The sequence below is a fragment of the Paraburkholderia bannensis NBRC 103871 genome, assembly GCF_000685015.1.
GTDB classification, from domain to species: Bacteria; Pseudomonadota; Gammaproteobacteria; order Burkholderiales; family Burkholderiaceae; genus Paraburkholderia; species Paraburkholderia bannensis.
In genome coordinates, this window is sequence record NZ_BAYA01000040.1 from 1 (window position 1) to 16,485 (window position 16,485).

12 protein-coding genes and 1 pseudogene are annotated in these 16,485 nt (G+C 64.2%); 8 read left to right on the forward strand and 5 right to left on the reverse strand.

Annotated features, from left to right (window positions below; translation table 11 throughout):
* A pseudogene (locus tag BBA01S_RS44115) lies at window positions 1-430 on the reverse strand (hopanoid biosynthesis associated radical SAM protein HpnJ); the annotation flags it as partial.
* Window positions 431-770: 340 nt separating this feature from the next.
* Window positions 771-935 carry a hypothetical protein gene (locus BBA01S_RS34800; protein ID WP_245641683.1) on the reverse strand — a complete coding sequence of 55 codons (165 nt, stop codon included), beginning with the start codon at window positions 933-935 and terminating at the stop codon, window positions 771-773.
* A gap of 493 nt (window positions 936-1,428) precedes the next feature.
* Here BBA01S_RS34800 and BBA01S_RS34805 point away from each other — a divergent pair, with 493 nt between their 5' ends.
* The 6 genes from BBA01S_RS34805 (at window position 1,429) to BBA01S_RS34830 (ending at window position 12,077) form a co-directional block, all read left to right on the forward strand.
* Complete coding sequence (locus tag BBA01S_RS34805) at window positions 1,429-2,760, forward strand: efflux RND transporter periplasmic adaptor subunit (protein ID WP_084162727.1); 1,332 nt, start codon at window positions 1,429-1,431, stop codon at window positions 2,758-2,760.
* 19 nt (window positions 2,761-2,779) lie between these two features.
* On the forward strand, window positions 2,780-5,938 hold the full coding sequence (locus tag BBA01S_RS34810; RefSeq protein WP_027820465.1) for an efflux RND transporter permease subunit: 3,159 nt from the start codon (window positions 2,780-2,782) through the stop codon (window positions 5,936-5,938).
* The gene (locus tag BBA01S_RS34815; protein ID WP_027820466.1) at window positions 5,935-9,249 is read left to right on the forward strand and encodes an efflux RND transporter permease subunit; all 3,315 of its coding nucleotides are present in this window, start codon (window positions 5,935-5,937) and stop codon (window positions 9,247-9,249) included. The genes BBA01S_RS34810 and BBA01S_RS34815 overlap by 4 nt, the downstream gene beginning before the upstream one ends.
* Window positions 9,250-9,278: 29 nt before the next feature.
* Window positions 9,279-10,811 carry an efflux transporter outer membrane subunit gene (locus tag BBA01S_RS44120; protein ID WP_042298402.1) on the forward strand — a complete coding sequence of 511 codons (1,533 nt, stop codon included), beginning with the start codon at window positions 9,279-9,281 and terminating at the stop codon, window positions 10,809-10,811.
* Window positions 10,812-11,001: 190 nt separating this feature from the next.
* Window positions 11,002-11,304, forward strand: coding sequence for a hypothetical protein (locus tag BBA01S_RS44125; protein WP_042298393.1), 303 nt, complete (start codon window positions 11,002-11,004; stop codon window positions 11,302-11,304).
* Between the two features lie 320 nt (window positions 11,305-11,624).
* Window positions 11,625-12,077: a glycine zipper domain-containing protein gene (locus tag BBA01S_RS34830; RefSeq protein ID WP_027820467.1), complete on the forward strand. Its 453-nt coding sequence runs from the start codon at window positions 11,625-11,627 to the stop codon at window positions 12,075-12,077.
* Between the two features lie 80 nt (window positions 12,078-12,157).
* Here BBA01S_RS34830 and BBA01S_RS34835 read toward each other — a convergent pair whose 3' ends face one another.
* Together BBA01S_RS34835 and BBA01S_RS34840 are read right to left on the reverse strand one after the other, a co-directional pair.
* Window positions 12,158-12,622 (reverse strand): PACE efflux transporter, encoded by a 465-nt coding sequence (locus tag BBA01S_RS34835; RefSeq protein ID WP_027820468.1) that lies wholly within the window; start codon window positions 12,620-12,622, stop codon window positions 12,158-12,160.
* 169 nt (window positions 12,623-12,791) lie between these two features.
* Window positions 12,792-13,445 (reverse strand): oxygen-insensitive NAD(P)H-dependent nitroreductase NfsB, encoded by a 654-nt coding sequence (locus tag BBA01S_RS34840; protein ID WP_027820469.1) that lies wholly within the window; start codon window positions 13,443-13,445, stop codon window positions 12,792-12,794.
* A 147-nt stretch (window positions 13,446-13,592) separates the two neighbouring features.
* Between BBA01S_RS34840 and BBA01S_RS34845 the strand changes: the two genes are divergently transcribed.
* Both BBA01S_RS34845 and BBA01S_RS34850 read left to right on the forward strand, forming a co-directional pair.
* A complete protein-coding gene (locus BBA01S_RS34845; RefSeq protein WP_027820470.1) occupies window positions 13,593-14,012 on the forward strand; it encodes a secondary thiamine-phosphate synthase enzyme YjbQ in 420 nt (139 codons plus the stop codon).
* A 119-nt stretch (window positions 14,013-14,131) separates the two neighbouring features.
* Window positions 14,132-14,845 (forward strand): dienelactone hydrolase family protein, encoded by a 714-nt coding sequence (locus tag BBA01S_RS34850; RefSeq protein WP_027820471.1) that lies wholly within the window; start codon window positions 14,132-14,134, stop codon window positions 14,843-14,845.
* Window positions 14,846-14,941: 96 nt separating this feature from the next.
* On the opposite strand, the gene BBA01S_RS44130 is transcribed toward BBA01S_RS34850, so the two are convergent.
* Window positions 14,942-16,462, reverse strand: coding sequence for a purine-cytosine permease family protein (locus BBA01S_RS44130; protein WP_042298394.1), 1,521 nt, complete (start codon window positions 16,460-16,462; stop codon window positions 14,942-14,944).
* Window positions 16,463-16,485: the final 23 nt, after the last annotated feature.

Genomic DNA, 16,485 nt, shown 5'->3' on the forward strand with positions numbered 1-16,485 from the left:
CGGGGAACGGCTTGCCTTCGGCAATTTCCTTGCAGGTGTAATCGAATTCTTCGCGGCAGACGAAATCGATTGCCTCGGTCGCCGTCAGCGAGTTATGCGGATCGACCATCACCTTCGCGCCCACCATGCCCACGAGCAGCGACGGCTTGCGCTTTTTCAGGTCTTCGGCAAAGAGCGCATCGGTCGGGAACGACGGCGTGCTCGTGTGGATGATGACGAGGTCATAGTCCATCGCGATCTTCAGCGTCTCTTCGACGCCGATGCCGTCGGCGGGTGCGTCGAGCACGCGGCTTTCGGGCACGAGCGCTGCGGGCTGCGCAAGCCAGGTCGGATACCAGAACGAGCGGATCTCGCGCTTCGCCTGGTAGCGCGAACCCGCGCCACCGTCGAAGCCGTCATAGGACGGGGCCTGCAAAAACAGCGTTTTCATGTCGTCGATACTGCCGCGAGGATGCGCGGACTTACGCCTAAAGGTGGGTTCCAGACCGGACAGCCGCAGCGAAATCTTCCAGACGCGTTTCAATCCGCATGCAATCCACTTTCCAAAAAGACCATGCGTTACAAGGCAATGGCCCCCTTGGCGCTCAAGCGTACGGACGCAGCCTGAAGGGAACCTTAGCTCATGGAACGAGAAACCGCGGAATCGGTTACTGCGCATTACGGCCACGCGGATTCCACGCCCCTAACCCTCTAGTTTCTTCGATGAATATGACAAACGCAGATGCCCAAACCGGATCGCCGATTTGCGCGCGAATCTGCGAATCCGTGCATCACCAGCCCGGCCCGTGATCCTGGCAAGCCAGCAGGCAGCCCAGCGCCGACACCGTCCCCACGACGCCAACCCCGGCGCCCAGTGCGATATTTTCAAGCGTGGTCGAACAGCCCTGGAGCGACAGGGCGCCAGCGAGCGCGAGGCCCAGCATAGAGCGATTCAACGCACGCCTGATGGATGAATAATGTTTTGACATGTTCCGGTCACCTCCTCAGATCCTTCGCTGCCATGAGGACGTGAGCATAGCGACCGGATACGGATGCGATGCCCGGAGCTAAGTCCGGCAAATCGAATCCCTTACAAGCTATTTCACGAGATTCGCTCGCTGCACATTTAAAGTATTTTCGGGCGCTTGTAACACGCTAAAACCTTTCAATTAACCTACGTTTCGAAATTAGCGCTCGATTTGGTTAGACTGCATATCTCAGGCTCTCGCGATCCGGCATGCATAACGGCATGCATAAGGGACTCGCGCAGCGACTGCACACAACAACCATGAGAATTCGTATGCGAACCGACGACACCCGGTACGGCGCCTGCGCGGCCCGCCTGCCGCGCGCCCCACACGGCCCCTGCTGGCGCACGCGTGCGTGCGCAGCGCAAAGCACTGGCACGAGCGGCCTCGTCGGCCTCGATATTGGCTCTGGGAGACTGGCATGAGCGACACGCCCAACCACCTGCCCCCCTCATCCACGCCGCCCAGGCCGCCCGTGCCGGTCACGCCGCCTCCGCCCAGCCCGCCGCCGCGCAAGCGCAGCGGTCGTGGCCGCTGGATCCTGCTCGCGCTGATCGTGCTGCTGATCGTTTTCGTGGTCTTCCACATATTGCACCGCCAAAAACCCGCGCGCGGTGCGGCGCCGCAGGTCGTGACGGTCGCGCCGGCCACGCTCGGTTCGATGCCCGTGACGCTCGATGCGCTTGGCACCGTCACGCCGGTCGCCACCGTCACGGTGCTGCCGCAACTGAGTGGCTATCTCACGGAAGTCGGCTATCGCGAAGGTCAGGACGTCGTCAAAGGCCAGTTCCTTGCGCAGATCGATCCGCGCCAGTACGAGATCAGCAAGGAGCAGGCCGAGGCGCAACTCGCCAAGGATCGCGCCTCGCTCGCCCAGGCACGCGCCGACCTCGAACGCTATGCGCAACTGAACGAGAAGAAGTCGATCGCCGAGCAGACCTATAGCGACCAGAAGTTCCTCGTCGCGCAGGACGAGGCGGCCGTGAAGTCCGACCTCGCCAACATCAAGCAATACGAACTCGACCTGATCTATTGCCGCATCACCGCACCCGTTTCGGGCCGCGTGGGTCTGCGCCTGGTCGATCCGGGCAATTACGTGACGGCGTCCAGCTCGACGGGGATTGCCGTCATCACGACGATCAAGCCCACCACCGTGCAGTTCACGGTGCCGCAGAACGCGCTGTCGGACGTGCTGCAACGCGTCAATGCCGGTGCGAAGCTGCCGATCACCATTTTTAACAGCGAGAACACGAAGCAACTGGCGACCGGCACGCTCTACGCGATCAGCAACCAGATGGCCACGGCCACCGGCACGGTCACGCTGCGCGCGAGCGTCCCCAACGACGACGAGGCGCTGTTCCCCAACGAATTCGTCAATGTGCGCCTGCTCGTGGACACGATGCAGAACGCCGTCCTGGTGCCCACGCCCGCCGTGCAGTCGGGCGCGCCTGGCGACTACGTGTATCTCGTGAACGCCGACAACACCGTCTCCGTCCACAAGGTCACGCTCGGCCCGAGCGACGGACAGCACACCGTCGTCAAGAGCGGACTCCAGGCAGGCCAGCGCGTGGTGACCGACGGCCTCGACCGCCTCAACGACGGCACGAAGATCCAGCCATCGACCGGCAAGCCCGCTGCCGCGAGCGGCGCCAGCGCGGCGCGCATGGGCAATGCCTCGCACGCGCGTGCGGCTTCCGCGCCTGCGGCAGCGTCCGCGGATTCGAGCGCATCCGCGGCCTCCGACGCCTCCTGATCCCACGCCTTAAGCGCCGATGAATATTTCGCGTCTTTTCATTCTGCGGCCCGTCGCGACATCGTTGCTGATGATCGCGATGGTGCTGGTCGGGCTCGTGGCGATGAAGTTCCTGCCCGTGTCGTCGCTGCCCTCCGTCGATTACCCGACGATCCAGGTGCAGACCTTCTACCCCGGCGCCAGCCCGAGCGTCATGGCGACCACGGTGACCGCGCCACTCGAAGTGCAGCTCGGCGAGATCCCGGGCCTGCAGCAGATGGTCTCGTACAGCTCCGAGGGCGCGTCGGTCATCACGCTGCAATTCGATCTCTCGCTCAATCTGGACGTCGCCGAGCAGAACGTGCAGCAGGCCATCAACGCCGCCAACAGCTTCCTGCCGAGCGGCCTGCCCGCGCCGCCGACCTACGCCAAGGTCAATCCCGCCGACCAGCCGATCCTCACACTCGCGATCACATCGAATTCGATGTCGCTCACGCAGTTGCAGGACGCGGCCAATAACCGGCTCGCCACCAAGATTTCCGAAGTGCCGGGCGTGGGTCTCGTGAGCACGGCGGGCGGCAACGTGCCGGCCGTGCGCGTGGAAGCCGATCCGCAGAAGCTCGCCGCCTACGGCCTGAATCTGGACGACCTGCGCACGCTGCTCGCCAACGTGAACGTGAGTGCGCCGAAGGGCAATTTCGACGGCCCCGAGCTCGACTACACGATCAATTCCAACGACCAGATTTCCGATCCCAAGGACTACGAAGATACCGTCATCGCCTACCAGAACGGCGCGCCGGTCTTCATGCGCGACGTCGCGCGCGTGTCCACGGCGGCCCAGGACGTGGAGCGCGGCGCCTGGTACAACAAGCAGCCCGCGATCGTGCTCAACGTGCAGCGCCAGCCGGGCGCGAACGTGATCGCCACGGTCAACCAGATCATGCGCCAGTTGCCGCAGCTTGAAGCGACGCTGCCCGCCGGCATGAAAGTCACGGTCGTGTCGAACAGCGTGGGCGTGATCCAGGCGTCGGTGCATGACGCCGCGTTCGAACTCGTGCTTGCCGTCGCGCTGGTGGTGGCGGTGATCTTCGTGTTCCTGCGCAACCTGCCTGCCACCATCATCCCGAGCATCTCCGTGCCGGTTTCGCTAATCGGCACGCTCGCGATGATGTACGAGCTGGGTTACTCGATCGACAATCTCTCGCTGATGGCGCTCATCATCGCCACGGGCTTCGTGGTGGACGACTCGATCGTGATGATCGAGAACGTCGTGCGCTACCTGGAGGAAGGCGAAAAGCCCTTGCAGGCAGCGCTAAAAGGCGCGGGGCAGATCGGCTTCACGATTCTCTCGCTGACGATCTCGCTGATCGCCGTGCTGATCCCGCTGCTGTTCATGGGCGGCGTGATCGGGCGTCTCTTCAGCGAATTCGCCGTCACGCTCGCAGTGACGATCGTGCTGTCGGCCGTCGTGTCGCTGACCGTCGTGCCGATGATGTGCGCGCGTATCCTGCGCGCCCAGGCCGAGCGCCACCCCAGCCGCTTCGAGCGCATCAGCGAAGGCCTGTTCAACAAGACGCTGAACGCCTATGAACGCGGCCTGCGCTGGGTGCTCGATCACCAGGCGCTCACGCTCATTGTTTTCGTGGTGACCGTCGCGCTCACGGGCCTCTTGTATGTCGTGATTCCCAAGGGCCTCTTCCCCGTGCAGGACGTGGGCGTGATCCAGGCCATCAGCGTGGCCGACAATTCGGTGTCGTACCAGGCGATGGTGCGCCGTCAATCCGCGCTCGCCGAAGAAATCCTCAAGGATCCCGATGTTGTTTCGCTCACCTCTTACGTGGGCATCGACGGCATCAACAACACGCTGAACAACGGGCGTTTCCTCATCAACCTGAAGCCGCACGACGACCGCTCCGGCAGCGCCGAGGAAATCGCGCGACGTATCCAGCAGTCGGCGTCGAAAGTCGCGGGCGTGCGTCTTTACCTGCAACCCGAGCAAGACCTGACGCTCGATACGACGGTGTCGCCCAACCAGTACAACTTCGTGTTGCGCGGGCCGAACCAGCAGGCCTTCAATCAGTACGTGCCCGCGCTGATCGCGAAGATGAAGCAGATCCCGTCGATCGCCGACGTGACCAGCGACCTGAACACCGACGGCCTGTCCGTCAACGTGCAGGTGAACCGCCAGCTTGCGGCGCGTTACGGCATCACGGCGGCGACCATCGACAACGCGCTTTACGACGCATTGGGCCAGCGCATCGTCTCCACGATCTTCCAGCAGTCCGACCAGTACCGCGTGATCCTGGTGGCGAAACCCGAGTCGCTGCCGACCGTCGACTCGATCGGCGACATCTATCTGCCGAGCCAGACCGCCAGCTCCGGCCAGGTGCCGCTCAAGGGGATTGCGACCATCAGCATCACGCGCTCGCCGCTGACGATCAGCCACCTCGCGCAGTTCCCTTCGGTGACGATCTCGTTCAATCTCGCCGATGGCGCGTCGCTTTCCGCCGCCGTGCGCGACATCCGCAAGGCGGAAGCGGACGTCAAGCTGCCGCCGTCGATCACATCGTCGTTCCAGGGCGCGGCGCAGGCGTTCGAGGACTCGCTGTCTTCTGAGGTCTATCTGCTGATCGCCGCCCTCGTGGCCGTCTATATCGTGCTGGGGGTGCTGTACGAAAGCTACGTGCATCCGGTGACGATTCTCTCGACGCTGCCGTCCGCGGGGATTGGCGCGCTGCTTGCGCTGATGATCGCCGGCAAGGATCTCGACGTGATCGGCATTATCGGCATCGTGCTGCTGATCGGCATTGTCAAGAAGAACGCCATCATGATGGTGGACTTCGCGCTCGAAGCCGAACGCGTGCACGGCAAGCCGCCGCGCGAGGCGATTTTCGAAGCGTCGCTGCTGCGCTTCCGCCCGATCCTGATGACCACGCTCGCGGCCATGCTCGGCGCGCTGCCGATGCTGCTGGGCACCGGCACGGGTTCCGAGCTGCGCCGCCCGCTGGGTCTTGCGATCATCGGCGGCCTCACGCTTTCGCAGATGCTCACGCTGTTCACGACGCCGGTGATCTATCTGTGCTTCGACCGCCTTGCGATCCGTTTTGGCCGCAAGAACAAGCCGGAAGACGACAGCGACGCCGATGCCGATGGCCCGCATGAGCCGCCGCGCACGCCCGCGCCCGAGGGCACGCCGTGAACCTCTCGGCGCTCTTTATCCGCAGGCCGGTCGCCACTTCGCTGCTGGCGATCGCGATCCTGCTCGCTGGCGCGCTGGCGTTTTTCCGGCTGCCGGTCGCGCCGCTGCCCAATATCGCGTACCCCGTGATCGTGGTGCAGGCCAACATGGCGGGCGCGAGTCCCGAAACCATGGCGTCGACCGTGGCCGAGCCGCTGGAGCGGCGCCTGGGCACTATCGCCGACGTGAGCCAGCTCACCTCGATCAACAACGTGGGATCGTCGCTGATCGTGATTGTGTTCGGCCTGAACCGCGACATCAACGGCGCGGCGCGCGACGTCGAAGCCGCGATCCAGGCCGCGCGCGCCGACCTGCCGACCACATTGCGCAGCAATCCTACCTATCGCCAGTACAACCCCGCGAGTGCGCCGATCATGGTGCTCGCGCTCACCTCGGACACGCTCACCAAGGCACAGCTCTACGATTCCGCCGACTCGGTCATCATGCAGCAGCTCTCGCAGGTGGACGGCGTGGGCCAGATTACGCTGGGCGGCGGCGCGTTGCCCTCGGTGCGCGTGGAACTGGAGCCGGGCAAGCTCAATAGCTACGGCATCGGGCTGGAGGACGTGCGCGCGGCGATTGGCGCGGCCAATGCGAATAGCGCCAAAGGCCACCTCGACCAGGGCGACCAGCGCTTCGTGGTGACCTCGAACGACCAGATCAGCAACGCCGCGCCCTATCGCGACGTGGTGATCGCCTATCGCGACGGCGCGCCTGTTTATCTGCGCGACGTGGGCACGGTACGCGACTCCAACGAAAATATCCGCAACGCGGGCCTCTATAACGGCAAGTCTGCCGTGCTGGTGATCGTCTATCCCATGCCCGGCAGCAACGTCGTGAAGACCGTGCAGCAGATCCAGGCGCGCCTGCCCAACATCGAAGCCGCCCTGCCCGCCACCATCAAGGTGAACGTGGCCGTTGACCGCTCGGAGTCCGTGCGCGCGTCCGTCGCCGACACGGAACGCACGCTCTTCATCGCCGTGCTGCTGGTGATCGGCGTGGTGTTCGTGTTCCTGCTCTCGCCGCGCGCCACGCTGATTCCGGCGGTCGCGCTGCCGCTGTCGATCGTCGGCACGTTCGGGCCGATGTACCTGCTCGGCTACAGCATTGATTCGCTCTCGCTGATGGCGCTCACCATCGGCACCGGCTTCGTGGTGGACGACGCCGTGGTGGTGCTGGAAAACATCGTGCGCCATATGGAAGCCGGACTCGACCCGAAGGAAGCCGCGCTGCGCGGTGCGGGCGAAGTGGGCTTCACGGTGCTGTCGATGAGCCTTTCGCTGATCGCCGTGTTCCTGCCGATCCTGCTGATGCCGGGCATCGTCGGCCTGCTGTTTCATGAGTTCGCGATGACGCTGTCCATCGCCATCGTGATCTCGCTGATCGTCTCGCTCACGGTCACGCCCACGATGTGCGCCTACGTGCTCAAGCGCGAGCGCGAAAAACACGAGCCGTCGCGCGCCGCCGTTTGGATCGAGGCGCAGTTCGAGCGCTTCAAGCAGTTCTATTCGCGCACGCTCGACGTCGCGCTCAATCATGCGCGCCTCACGATCTTCATTCTGTTCGCGCTGCTGGTCGCCAACGTGTTTCTCGCGCGGCTGCTGTCCGGCACGTTCTTTCCCGAACAGGACACCGGCATCCTGATCGGCCAGATCGTCGCCGACCAGAGCATCTCCTTCACGGCGATGGAGAAGAAGCTCGCGCAGTTGCAGGAGATCGTGCAGAAAGATCCCGCCGTGGCGTCGGTCGCAGGCTTCACGGGCGGCCGGGCCTTGAATTCGGCGACGGTCTTTATCGAACTCAAGCCGCTCGCGCAGCGCAAACTGTCCGCCACCGAAGTCGTGAACCGGTTGCGGCCCAAGCTCAATGCGGTCTCGGGCGCGCGGCTGTTCCTGCAGGCGCAGCAAGACCTGCAGATTGGCGGGCGGCAGTCGGCGGCCGAGTATCAGTACACGCTCACGAGCGACGACGCCGATGCGCTTTTCCAATGGACACCTAAACTTGTCGACGAGCTGAACAAGTATCACGGCACGCTCACCGACGTGAATTCCGACCTTCAGCAAAACGGCCTGCAGGCCTACGTGACGGTGAACCGCGCGACGGCCAAGCGCTACGGCTTCGACCCGAACCAGGTGGACAGTGTGCTTTACGACGCCTTCGGCCAGCGCACGGTGTCGACCATCTACAACCCCATCAACCAGTATTTCGTGGTGATGGAAGTCGCGCCGCAATACTGGCAGTATCCGCAGTCGTTCGGCCACATCTGGCTGAGCACGGCGGCAGGCAATGCGAGCGGCTCGGCGTCCACCCAGATGTCGGGCAGCACGGTCTCGGGCATCACTGCCTATACGGCGCAGAGCACCTCGACGACGAGCACGAGCAACACCAACTCGCGCAACGCCAATGCCGTGGCCAACCAGCAGAACAACTCGATCGCCAACAGCAAGGGCGGCAGTTCGAGCGGCAGCGCGGACAGCACCGCCGCCGAAACCATGGTGCCGATCAGCGCGCTGATGAACTGGACGACGGGCCACACGGCCACCCAGGTCAACCACCAGAGCGGCGAAGTGGCGGGCACGATCTCGTTCAACCTGCCGCAGGGCGGCTCGCTATCTGAAGCCGGCAAAATCATCGAGGAAGCGCAGCGCAATATCGGCATGCCCGCCTCGATCCACGGCGCGTTTGCGGGCGCGGCGCAGGCCTACGCGCAATCGATGGGCACGGTGCCGCTGCTGATCCTCGCCGCGCTGGCCGTGGTGTATATCGTGCTGGGCGTGCTCTACGAGAACACGATTCACCCGCTCACGATTCTCTCGACGCTGCCGTCGGCGGGCATTGGCGCCACGCTTGCGATGCTGATTTTCGGCACGCCGTTCTCGGTGATCGCGATGATCGGCATTATTCTGCTGATCGGCATTGTGAAGAAGAACGGCATCATGATGGTGGACGTCGCGATCCAGTTGCAGCGCAATGAAGGCCGCAACGCGCGCGACGCGATCCACGAGGCCGCCGTGGTGCGTCTTCGCCCGATCATGATGACGACGTTCGCGGCCGTGCTGGGCGCGGTGCCGCTCGCGATCGGCATTGGCCAGGGGGCGTCGCTGCGTCAGCCGCTCGGCGTCACGGTGATGGGCGGCCTGATCCTGAGCCAGGTGTTCACGCTGTACACGACGCCCGTGATCTATCTGTTCCTCGACCGCCTGCGCGCCCGCCTCGCCCGCCTGGCCGCGCGCCTGCCCTGGAACCACCAGGCCGATGAGAGCGCATCATGAAGATTCATCCAATCGATTCAACCCTGTCCATGAAAGCACGTTGCGCTGTTCGTCTTTTGCCCCTGAGCCTCGTGCTGTTGATGAGCGGCTGCATGGTCGGCCCCGACTATCATCGTCCGCAGGTTGCCACGCCCGCGCAGTGGAAAGAGCTGCCCGGCTGGACGCAGGCCGATCCCTCCGCCGCCGCAGGCCCCAAGGGCGAATGGTGGAGCGGCTTCCAGGATCCGCTGCTGGACGAGCTTGAGCCGCTCGTGGCGGTGTCGAACCAGACCGTCGCGCAGAGCTACGCCAACTACCAGCAGGCGCTGGCCGAAGTGCGTGTGGCGCGCGCGAGCCTCTTTCCGACGATCGGCGTCACCGGATCGGCCACGCGCGAACGCGCATCCACGAGCACCAGCAGCAGCTTCAGCAGCGGCGGCGCGCGTATCGTCAACTCGGGGTCGCTGGAGGCGAACGTGAGCTGGACGCTCGACTTCTGGGGGCAGGTGCGCCGCCAGGTCGAGGAGCAGTCGGCCACGGCGCAGGCCAGCGAAGCGACGCTCGCCAATGCTCAGCTATCCGAACAGATTGCGCTCGCCAACGCCGTGATCGACCTGCGCGTCACCGACGCCGATATCGACCTGCTCACCCAGACGGTCGAGGCGTACAAGAATTCACTGCGGGTGGTGACGGACCAGGACACGGCAGGCACCGTTGCGCCGTCCGACCTCATCACGGCGCGCACGCAACTGGAAAACGCGCAGGCGAGCCTGATCGCGCTGGGCGTTGCGCGTGCCCAGTACGAGCATGCGATTGCGGTGCTGGTCGGCCGCAATCCCGAGGACATGACGATCCCGCACAACGGCAAGTTGCCCATCCTGCCCGAGATTCCCGCGGGCGTCCCGTCGACGATGCTGCAACGCCGTCCCGACATCGCCACGGCCGAGCGGCAGATGGCCTCCGCGAATGCAGCGATTGGTGTCGCAGTCGCCGCCTACTATCCGACGATTTCGCTCTCGGCGCTCGATGGTTTCACGCAAGCGCCGCTCGCGGGGCTGCTGCACGTGAGCAACTACGTGTGGTCGCTGGGCGCGAGCGCAACGGAGACGATCTTCGATGGCGGCGAGCGCAGCGGCGAAGTTGCCGCGGCGCGCGCGAGCTACAACGCCGCCGTCGCGAACTATCGCGCCACCGTGTTGAGCGCGTTCCAGAGCGTCGAGAACGATCTTTCGGGGCTGCGTATCCTCGCGCAGCAAAGTGACGCGCTGGACGCAGCGGTGCGCGACTCCATCCGCGGCGCGCAGATTGCGCAGAACGAGTACCAGGCGGGCACGGTCGATTACACGACGGTTGCGACGGCGCAGGCCACTCAGTTGAGCACGCAACAAAGTGCGCTCACGGTGCAGCAGTCACGCTTGCTGGACGCGGCGGCGCTGATCGGCGACCTGGGCGGCGGGTGGAGCGGCGTGCTCCATGATGCGAGCCATCCGCAGAAGGTCAGCGTCGATCCGGGCGCGAATGCCGATACGGCCGCCAGCACAAAAGCTAGCGCCAGCGCCGACGCTGCTGGGCCGACGCAATAGTCCGACCGTCCTGGTTCATTCGCTTTCAAGCCCGTCTGACAGGGGCTTTTCTATTTGCGATGAGGCAATCGACAGTCAATCTTGTAAAGAAGCGTTAACTCGTGGCCGCGGCGTCAACGGCGATCCATTCCTGCCCGTTAGCCCGTGCAGACGCAAGTCGCGTCATTCAACTACGAACACGAGGAAGAATATGAAGAAGTCGTCCATGGCCGTTTTGCTTTCCCTGTCTGCGATCGCGAGCATCGCCTCGGCACAGAATGCGGATAACGGCATCCAGATGAGCAACGACCCGGCACGCGCCGCACAGGTCGAAGCGCACGCACGCAACGTGCAGGCCCAGCCCTCGACCGTTCAGTTCGACGAAGCGTCGGATTCCGCGCGCGCGCCGGCCTCGCAGGCGCACAGCGGCCATCGCGCGCACAGCACGAAGCATTCGAAGGCGACCACGAAGCATCATAAGAAGCACGCCCACAAGCACCACGCTGCACAGTAACAGGCATCGCCACAGCCGCAGGGGCGCTGCCCCTGGCGGCTGACAAAGCGGCCGCAATGGCCACTGCGTCTGCCCAAGGTTCGACAACGTTCGTTCGTGCGACGTTTCGGCACGTTCGCAAGCGTTGCGATGCAACGTCCTGACACGGAGTGGGGCTCGCCCAGCATGGCTGCGCAGGCTGCCATCGGTGATTTGCGCGATTGGCTATGCTGCGTTGTCGGCGTTTGGTTGCATCGACGCCAACGCGTGCCGCCGACTCACACCATCATATGCCGCGCCTGCGGTGCGCGGCGCCCCTACACCGTGTTCAGGAGTACTCCATGAAACAGCTTGGCATCGGCCTCTTGCTCGTACTCTCGTCACTGTCATTTGCACAGCAGCATCCGGCCGTCTACCCCGCACATGGCCAGTCGGCGCAAAAACAGCAACAGGACGAAGGCGCCTGTTATGCGTGGGCGAAACAGAACACGGGCATCGATCCAGCGGTTGCTGCGCAACCCGTCCAGACGCCCACTGGCCCGACCGGTGCACGCGTGGCCGGCGCAGCGCGAGGCGCCGCTGCTGGCGCGATCATCGGCGACGTGAGCGGCAACAGCGCTGGCCACGGCGCAGCGGTCGGCGCGACAGCCGGCGCGGTCGCGGGCGGCGTGCGCGCGCGGCGCGAACATGCGGCCCAGGCCCAGGCGCAGCAGCAGACACAAGGCGCCGAACTCACTACGTACTGGAGGGCGTTCGGTGCCTGCATGCAGGGGCGCGGCTACACGGTTCAGTGACGCACCGGCACAGGTTCAACTATCAGGATTGCAAACAAGTTTTTCGACGGCAAGCCGTGGCAAAGCGAGCGTTCATGCGCTCAGTTGCACGGCTTGGCCTGCGAGTTCTGCGCGGCCTCGTGCAAAGGCATTGCCGAGGCCGGCAAACCGAAAACCGCGTCGAAGACCAGGTTAAAGATGTACGCGTAGACCAGAAAAAACACCGTGAGGCCGATGTCCATGGCGAAGGCCTCGAACAGCGACACGCGCAGCGTCAGCGCGATCATCGGCACCAGGAAGATCACCAGCCCGCCCTCGAAGCCGATCGCATGCAGCACGCGTCGCAAAGGGCTACGTCCGCGTTGGGTCTGACGCGCTTCCCAGCGTTCGAACAGCCAGTTGTAGAGCGCATTCCACGCCACCGCGACGAGCGAGGTGAAGACCGCCGCTGCGCCCGCGCGATCCGCGCCGCTGCCCGCGACCGAGGCGAAGCTCGTGCCGGTGATGAGAATGCCCAGCCCTTCGAACAGCGTGAGGTAGACGACCCGGCGCTTGATGCCTTGCATGACCTGAACGCTCCGTTATGTAACGCGTCACTGGAAGCGCCGATACTACACGAACGGCACGAAGGCGAATAACCGCAGCGCGGCCGCGGTTATTGGCCTAGTCGAGCTATTGGACGCGGCAGGAAGCGACTCAAAGCACCTGAAAGCGCCTGGCGGCGCCCGTCGGCATTCAGGCGAGGTCGGTAAAGACCGCTTCCGTGGTGAGACGCGACTTCGGCAGTTTCGCGTTGAAGTCGTCGGCGCTGCGGTAGCCAAGTCCGACCACGACAATCGCCGTCAGGCCGCGTGCGGCGAGGCCCAGTTCTTCGTCCAGCGCCTTCGCATCGAAACCTTCCATCGGGCAGGCGTCGATTTCGAGCGTCGATGCGCCGATCAGCAGCGTGCCAAGCGCGAGATACGCCTGCTTCTCCATCCATGCGGACAGGTCGTCACGCTCGCGATGCAGGTTGACGTAGAAGCCGCGCGTGTTCTGCTGCGTCGTCTTTGCTTCGGCGCTGGCAAAGCGGCCGTCGGCCTCTTCCTGCGCCAGCACGGCGTCCAGATGCGCTTCGTCCATGTCCTTGCGCACGCACAGCACCATGACGTGCGAGGCGCGCGTGACCTTCGCTTCGTTATAGGCATAGCCCGGCTGCATCGACTTCGCGACGCGAGCGCGCGCAGCGTCGCTTTCGGCGACGACAAAGTGCCACGGCTGCGAGTTCACCGACGACGGGCTGAAGCGGATCAGTTCCTTCAGTTCATCGATGACGGCGGCCGGAATCTTGCGGGCGGGATCGAAAGCCTTGGTGGCGTGGCGGTTCTTGGCGAAGCGGGTGAGATTCAACGACATACTCCTGGCATGCTCCGGTAATCGGGGCGGTGACTTGGCAAGGCCGGTATCCTACCAGCCTGGGCCGTTTCGCGTGCGGGGCGGCCGATGTAACCCACGCAGTCCATGCTACACGCGGCATCGCTCCAGGAGGTTCTAGTCATGCGCCAGACGATTCATCATTTGCAGGTTCGCGCGCGCTTGCGCGGGCTCGTTGAATTCACGCAGGAAGTGCGCATGTTCGTGCGCGAAAGCGGCATTGGCACCGGCTTGCTGACGCTGTTCTGCCGCCATACGTCGGCGTCGCTGCTGATCCAGGAGAACGCAGACGCTTCCGTGCGTCGGGATCTCGAACGCTATTTCGATGAACTCGCGCCCGAAGACCCACAGCGCTATGAGCACGACACCGAAGGCCCCGACGACATGCCCGCTCATCTGCGCACCGCCCTCACCCAGACACAGTTGTCGATTCCAGTCGAGCACGGCGAACCGCTGCTCGGCACCTGGCAAGGCATTTACCTCTTCGAGCATCGCCGCCATGCGAGCACCCGCGAGGTCGTCTTGCATCTGATCGGCGAATAGTCACCCGGGCCCGCCCGGCGCGCCCCGAAGCCCTTACAAGCAAAGCCGCTGCACAGGCGCTATGCTTGTGCGTTGCGATTTCCCCCTCAACCGATCAACCGAATTCTCAAGGAACATCCATGACACAGTCCAGCGGCTCCATGATCAGCTTTAACCGCCCCGACGGTAAATCGCTCCAGGGCTACCTGGCCACGCCTGAGAAGACCGAAGGCGCGCCCGCCATCGTCGTGATCCAGGAATGGTGGGGCTTGAACGACCAGATTCGCGGCGTCGCCGACCGCCTCGCCAAGGCCGGTTACTACGCGCTCGTCCCCGACCTCTATCGCGGCAAGCAGACCGTCGAGGAAGAAGAGGCGCACCACCTGATGAGCGGCCTCGACTTTGGCGATGCCGCTTCGCAGGACATCCGTGGCGCGGTCGACCACCTGAAGACGCTGACCGACCGCATCGGCGTAACCGGCTACTGCATGGGCGGCGCGCTCACGCTGCTGGCCGCCAACCAGATCCCGGGCCTGTCGGGCGCGGTCGTGTGGTACGGCTTCCCCCCGCTCGAATACCTCGACGCGAGCAAGATCACCGTGCCGGTGCTCGGCCACTGGGGGACGCAGGACGCGTTCTTCAAGATCGAGACCGTCGACGAACTCGAAACGAAGCTGCGTGACGGCGGCGTGAACGTCGAGTTCCATCGTTATATGGCGTTCCACGCGTTTGCGAACGAAACCGCCGTTGGTGAAGGCCGCATCTCGCACACGCAGTTCGATCCGGTCTGGTCGCAACAGGCCTGGGATCGCACGCTCACGTTCTGGGGCCGCACGCTCTGGAACAAAGGCTAAACGCATTCGTCGGATGTAGATGTCAAAAAAGAACGCGGCGCATGCTTTTCAGCATGCGCCGCGTTTCTCTATCTACTGGCAAGCGCTGTCGCCAGCTCAGTGCGACTTGCCCGCCGCGCCATCCAGCAACGCGATCTCACGCTCGCTCTGCAACACCGCCTTGCGCTCGCCTTCCGCGTCGATCGAGCGCGCCAGCACCAGGTACGCAACCGCCGACACCAGCAGCCCTACCGCCCAGGCCACATCCACGCCGCCGATACGCGCCGCCAGCGGCCCCGTATAGATGCCCGGCAGGACAAAGAACGGCACGGTCGAAGCGAAGCCCACCGCATAAGCGATCAGCCCGCGCGAACCCCATGCGCCGTAAAGACCGTTGGGCGTGAACAGCTGCGTGATCGCATAGTGGCCGCGTCGCACGAAGAAGAAGTCGACCAGGTTCACCGACGTCCAGGGCACCAGCAGATACAGCATGATCGTGAGCGCCGCGAACAGAATGTCGATCGCATTGCCCGACAGCGACAGTGAAATCACCACCCACACGAGACCCAGCGCGAGCACCGTAATCACGCGCACCGCCGAAGTGGGCCGCACGGGCTTGAACGAATCCACCGCCGTGACCACGGTCAGCATCGCGCTGTAGGCGTTCAGGCCCATCGTCGCGACCATCGCCCCCACCGAAGCCAGCGAGATCAGCACGCCGAAGCCGCGGAACATCGCATTGCCCGCATCGTAGAGCGCGACAAGGCCATCCGATGCGCCCAGACGCGTTGCGAGCCACGCACCCAGCGCAATCAGCCAGATCGCCGATGCCGATGCGCCGATAAACACCGCCGCAATAATGGCGCGCGGTTTCGTCTCGCGCGGCAGATAGCGCGAGTAGTCCGACACATACGGCGCATATGTGATGTTGTAGCTCGCGCTAGCCGCAAACTGCGCGGCAAACGCGACGAGCGAGAAGCCGCCCGCATGCGCCACGCCGGCCTTCACGCCCACTGCGCCGAACAGGATCCAGAGCGTGAGCAGCACGTAAAGCGGCAGGCTCGCCACCAGCAGCCACTTGAACACGCGATGCAGCCAGTCGTGTCCATAGATCGCCAGCGCCAGCGCGATCAGCGCCGTCACGATGGTCACGAGCGTCGGCGACCAGCCGAAGATCCCCTTCACGCCGCTCGCCATCAGCACCGTATCGACCACATTGAAGCCGATGAACGTGAACAGCGTGGCAATCAGGATCAGCACCACGCCGCGATAGCCGAACTGCGCGCGCGACTGGATCATCTGCGGCAGGCCCAGATGCGCGCCCTGCGAAGCGTGAAAGGCCATGAACAGCGTGCCGAACAAAATGCCGAGCACGCCCGAGAGAATCGTGTAGCCCAGCGAGAGCCCCATGCTCGGCCCCACGAAACCAATGGCGATCGTGAAGAACTGAAAATTGCCGAGGAACCAGAACGGCCCCTGGCCCGCCACGCTGCCGTGACGTTCGTGCGCGGGGACGTAGTCGATCGAGCGCACCTCGATCTTGCGCCACTTGCCGGGCTTCGCGTTGGGTGCGTCGGCGCTGTCGCTCGCGCCGGTTGCGGTGGGCGCTGCCCAGCCATTAACGTTATCGGTGCTCATCTGTCTCTTCCTCGTGGATTCTT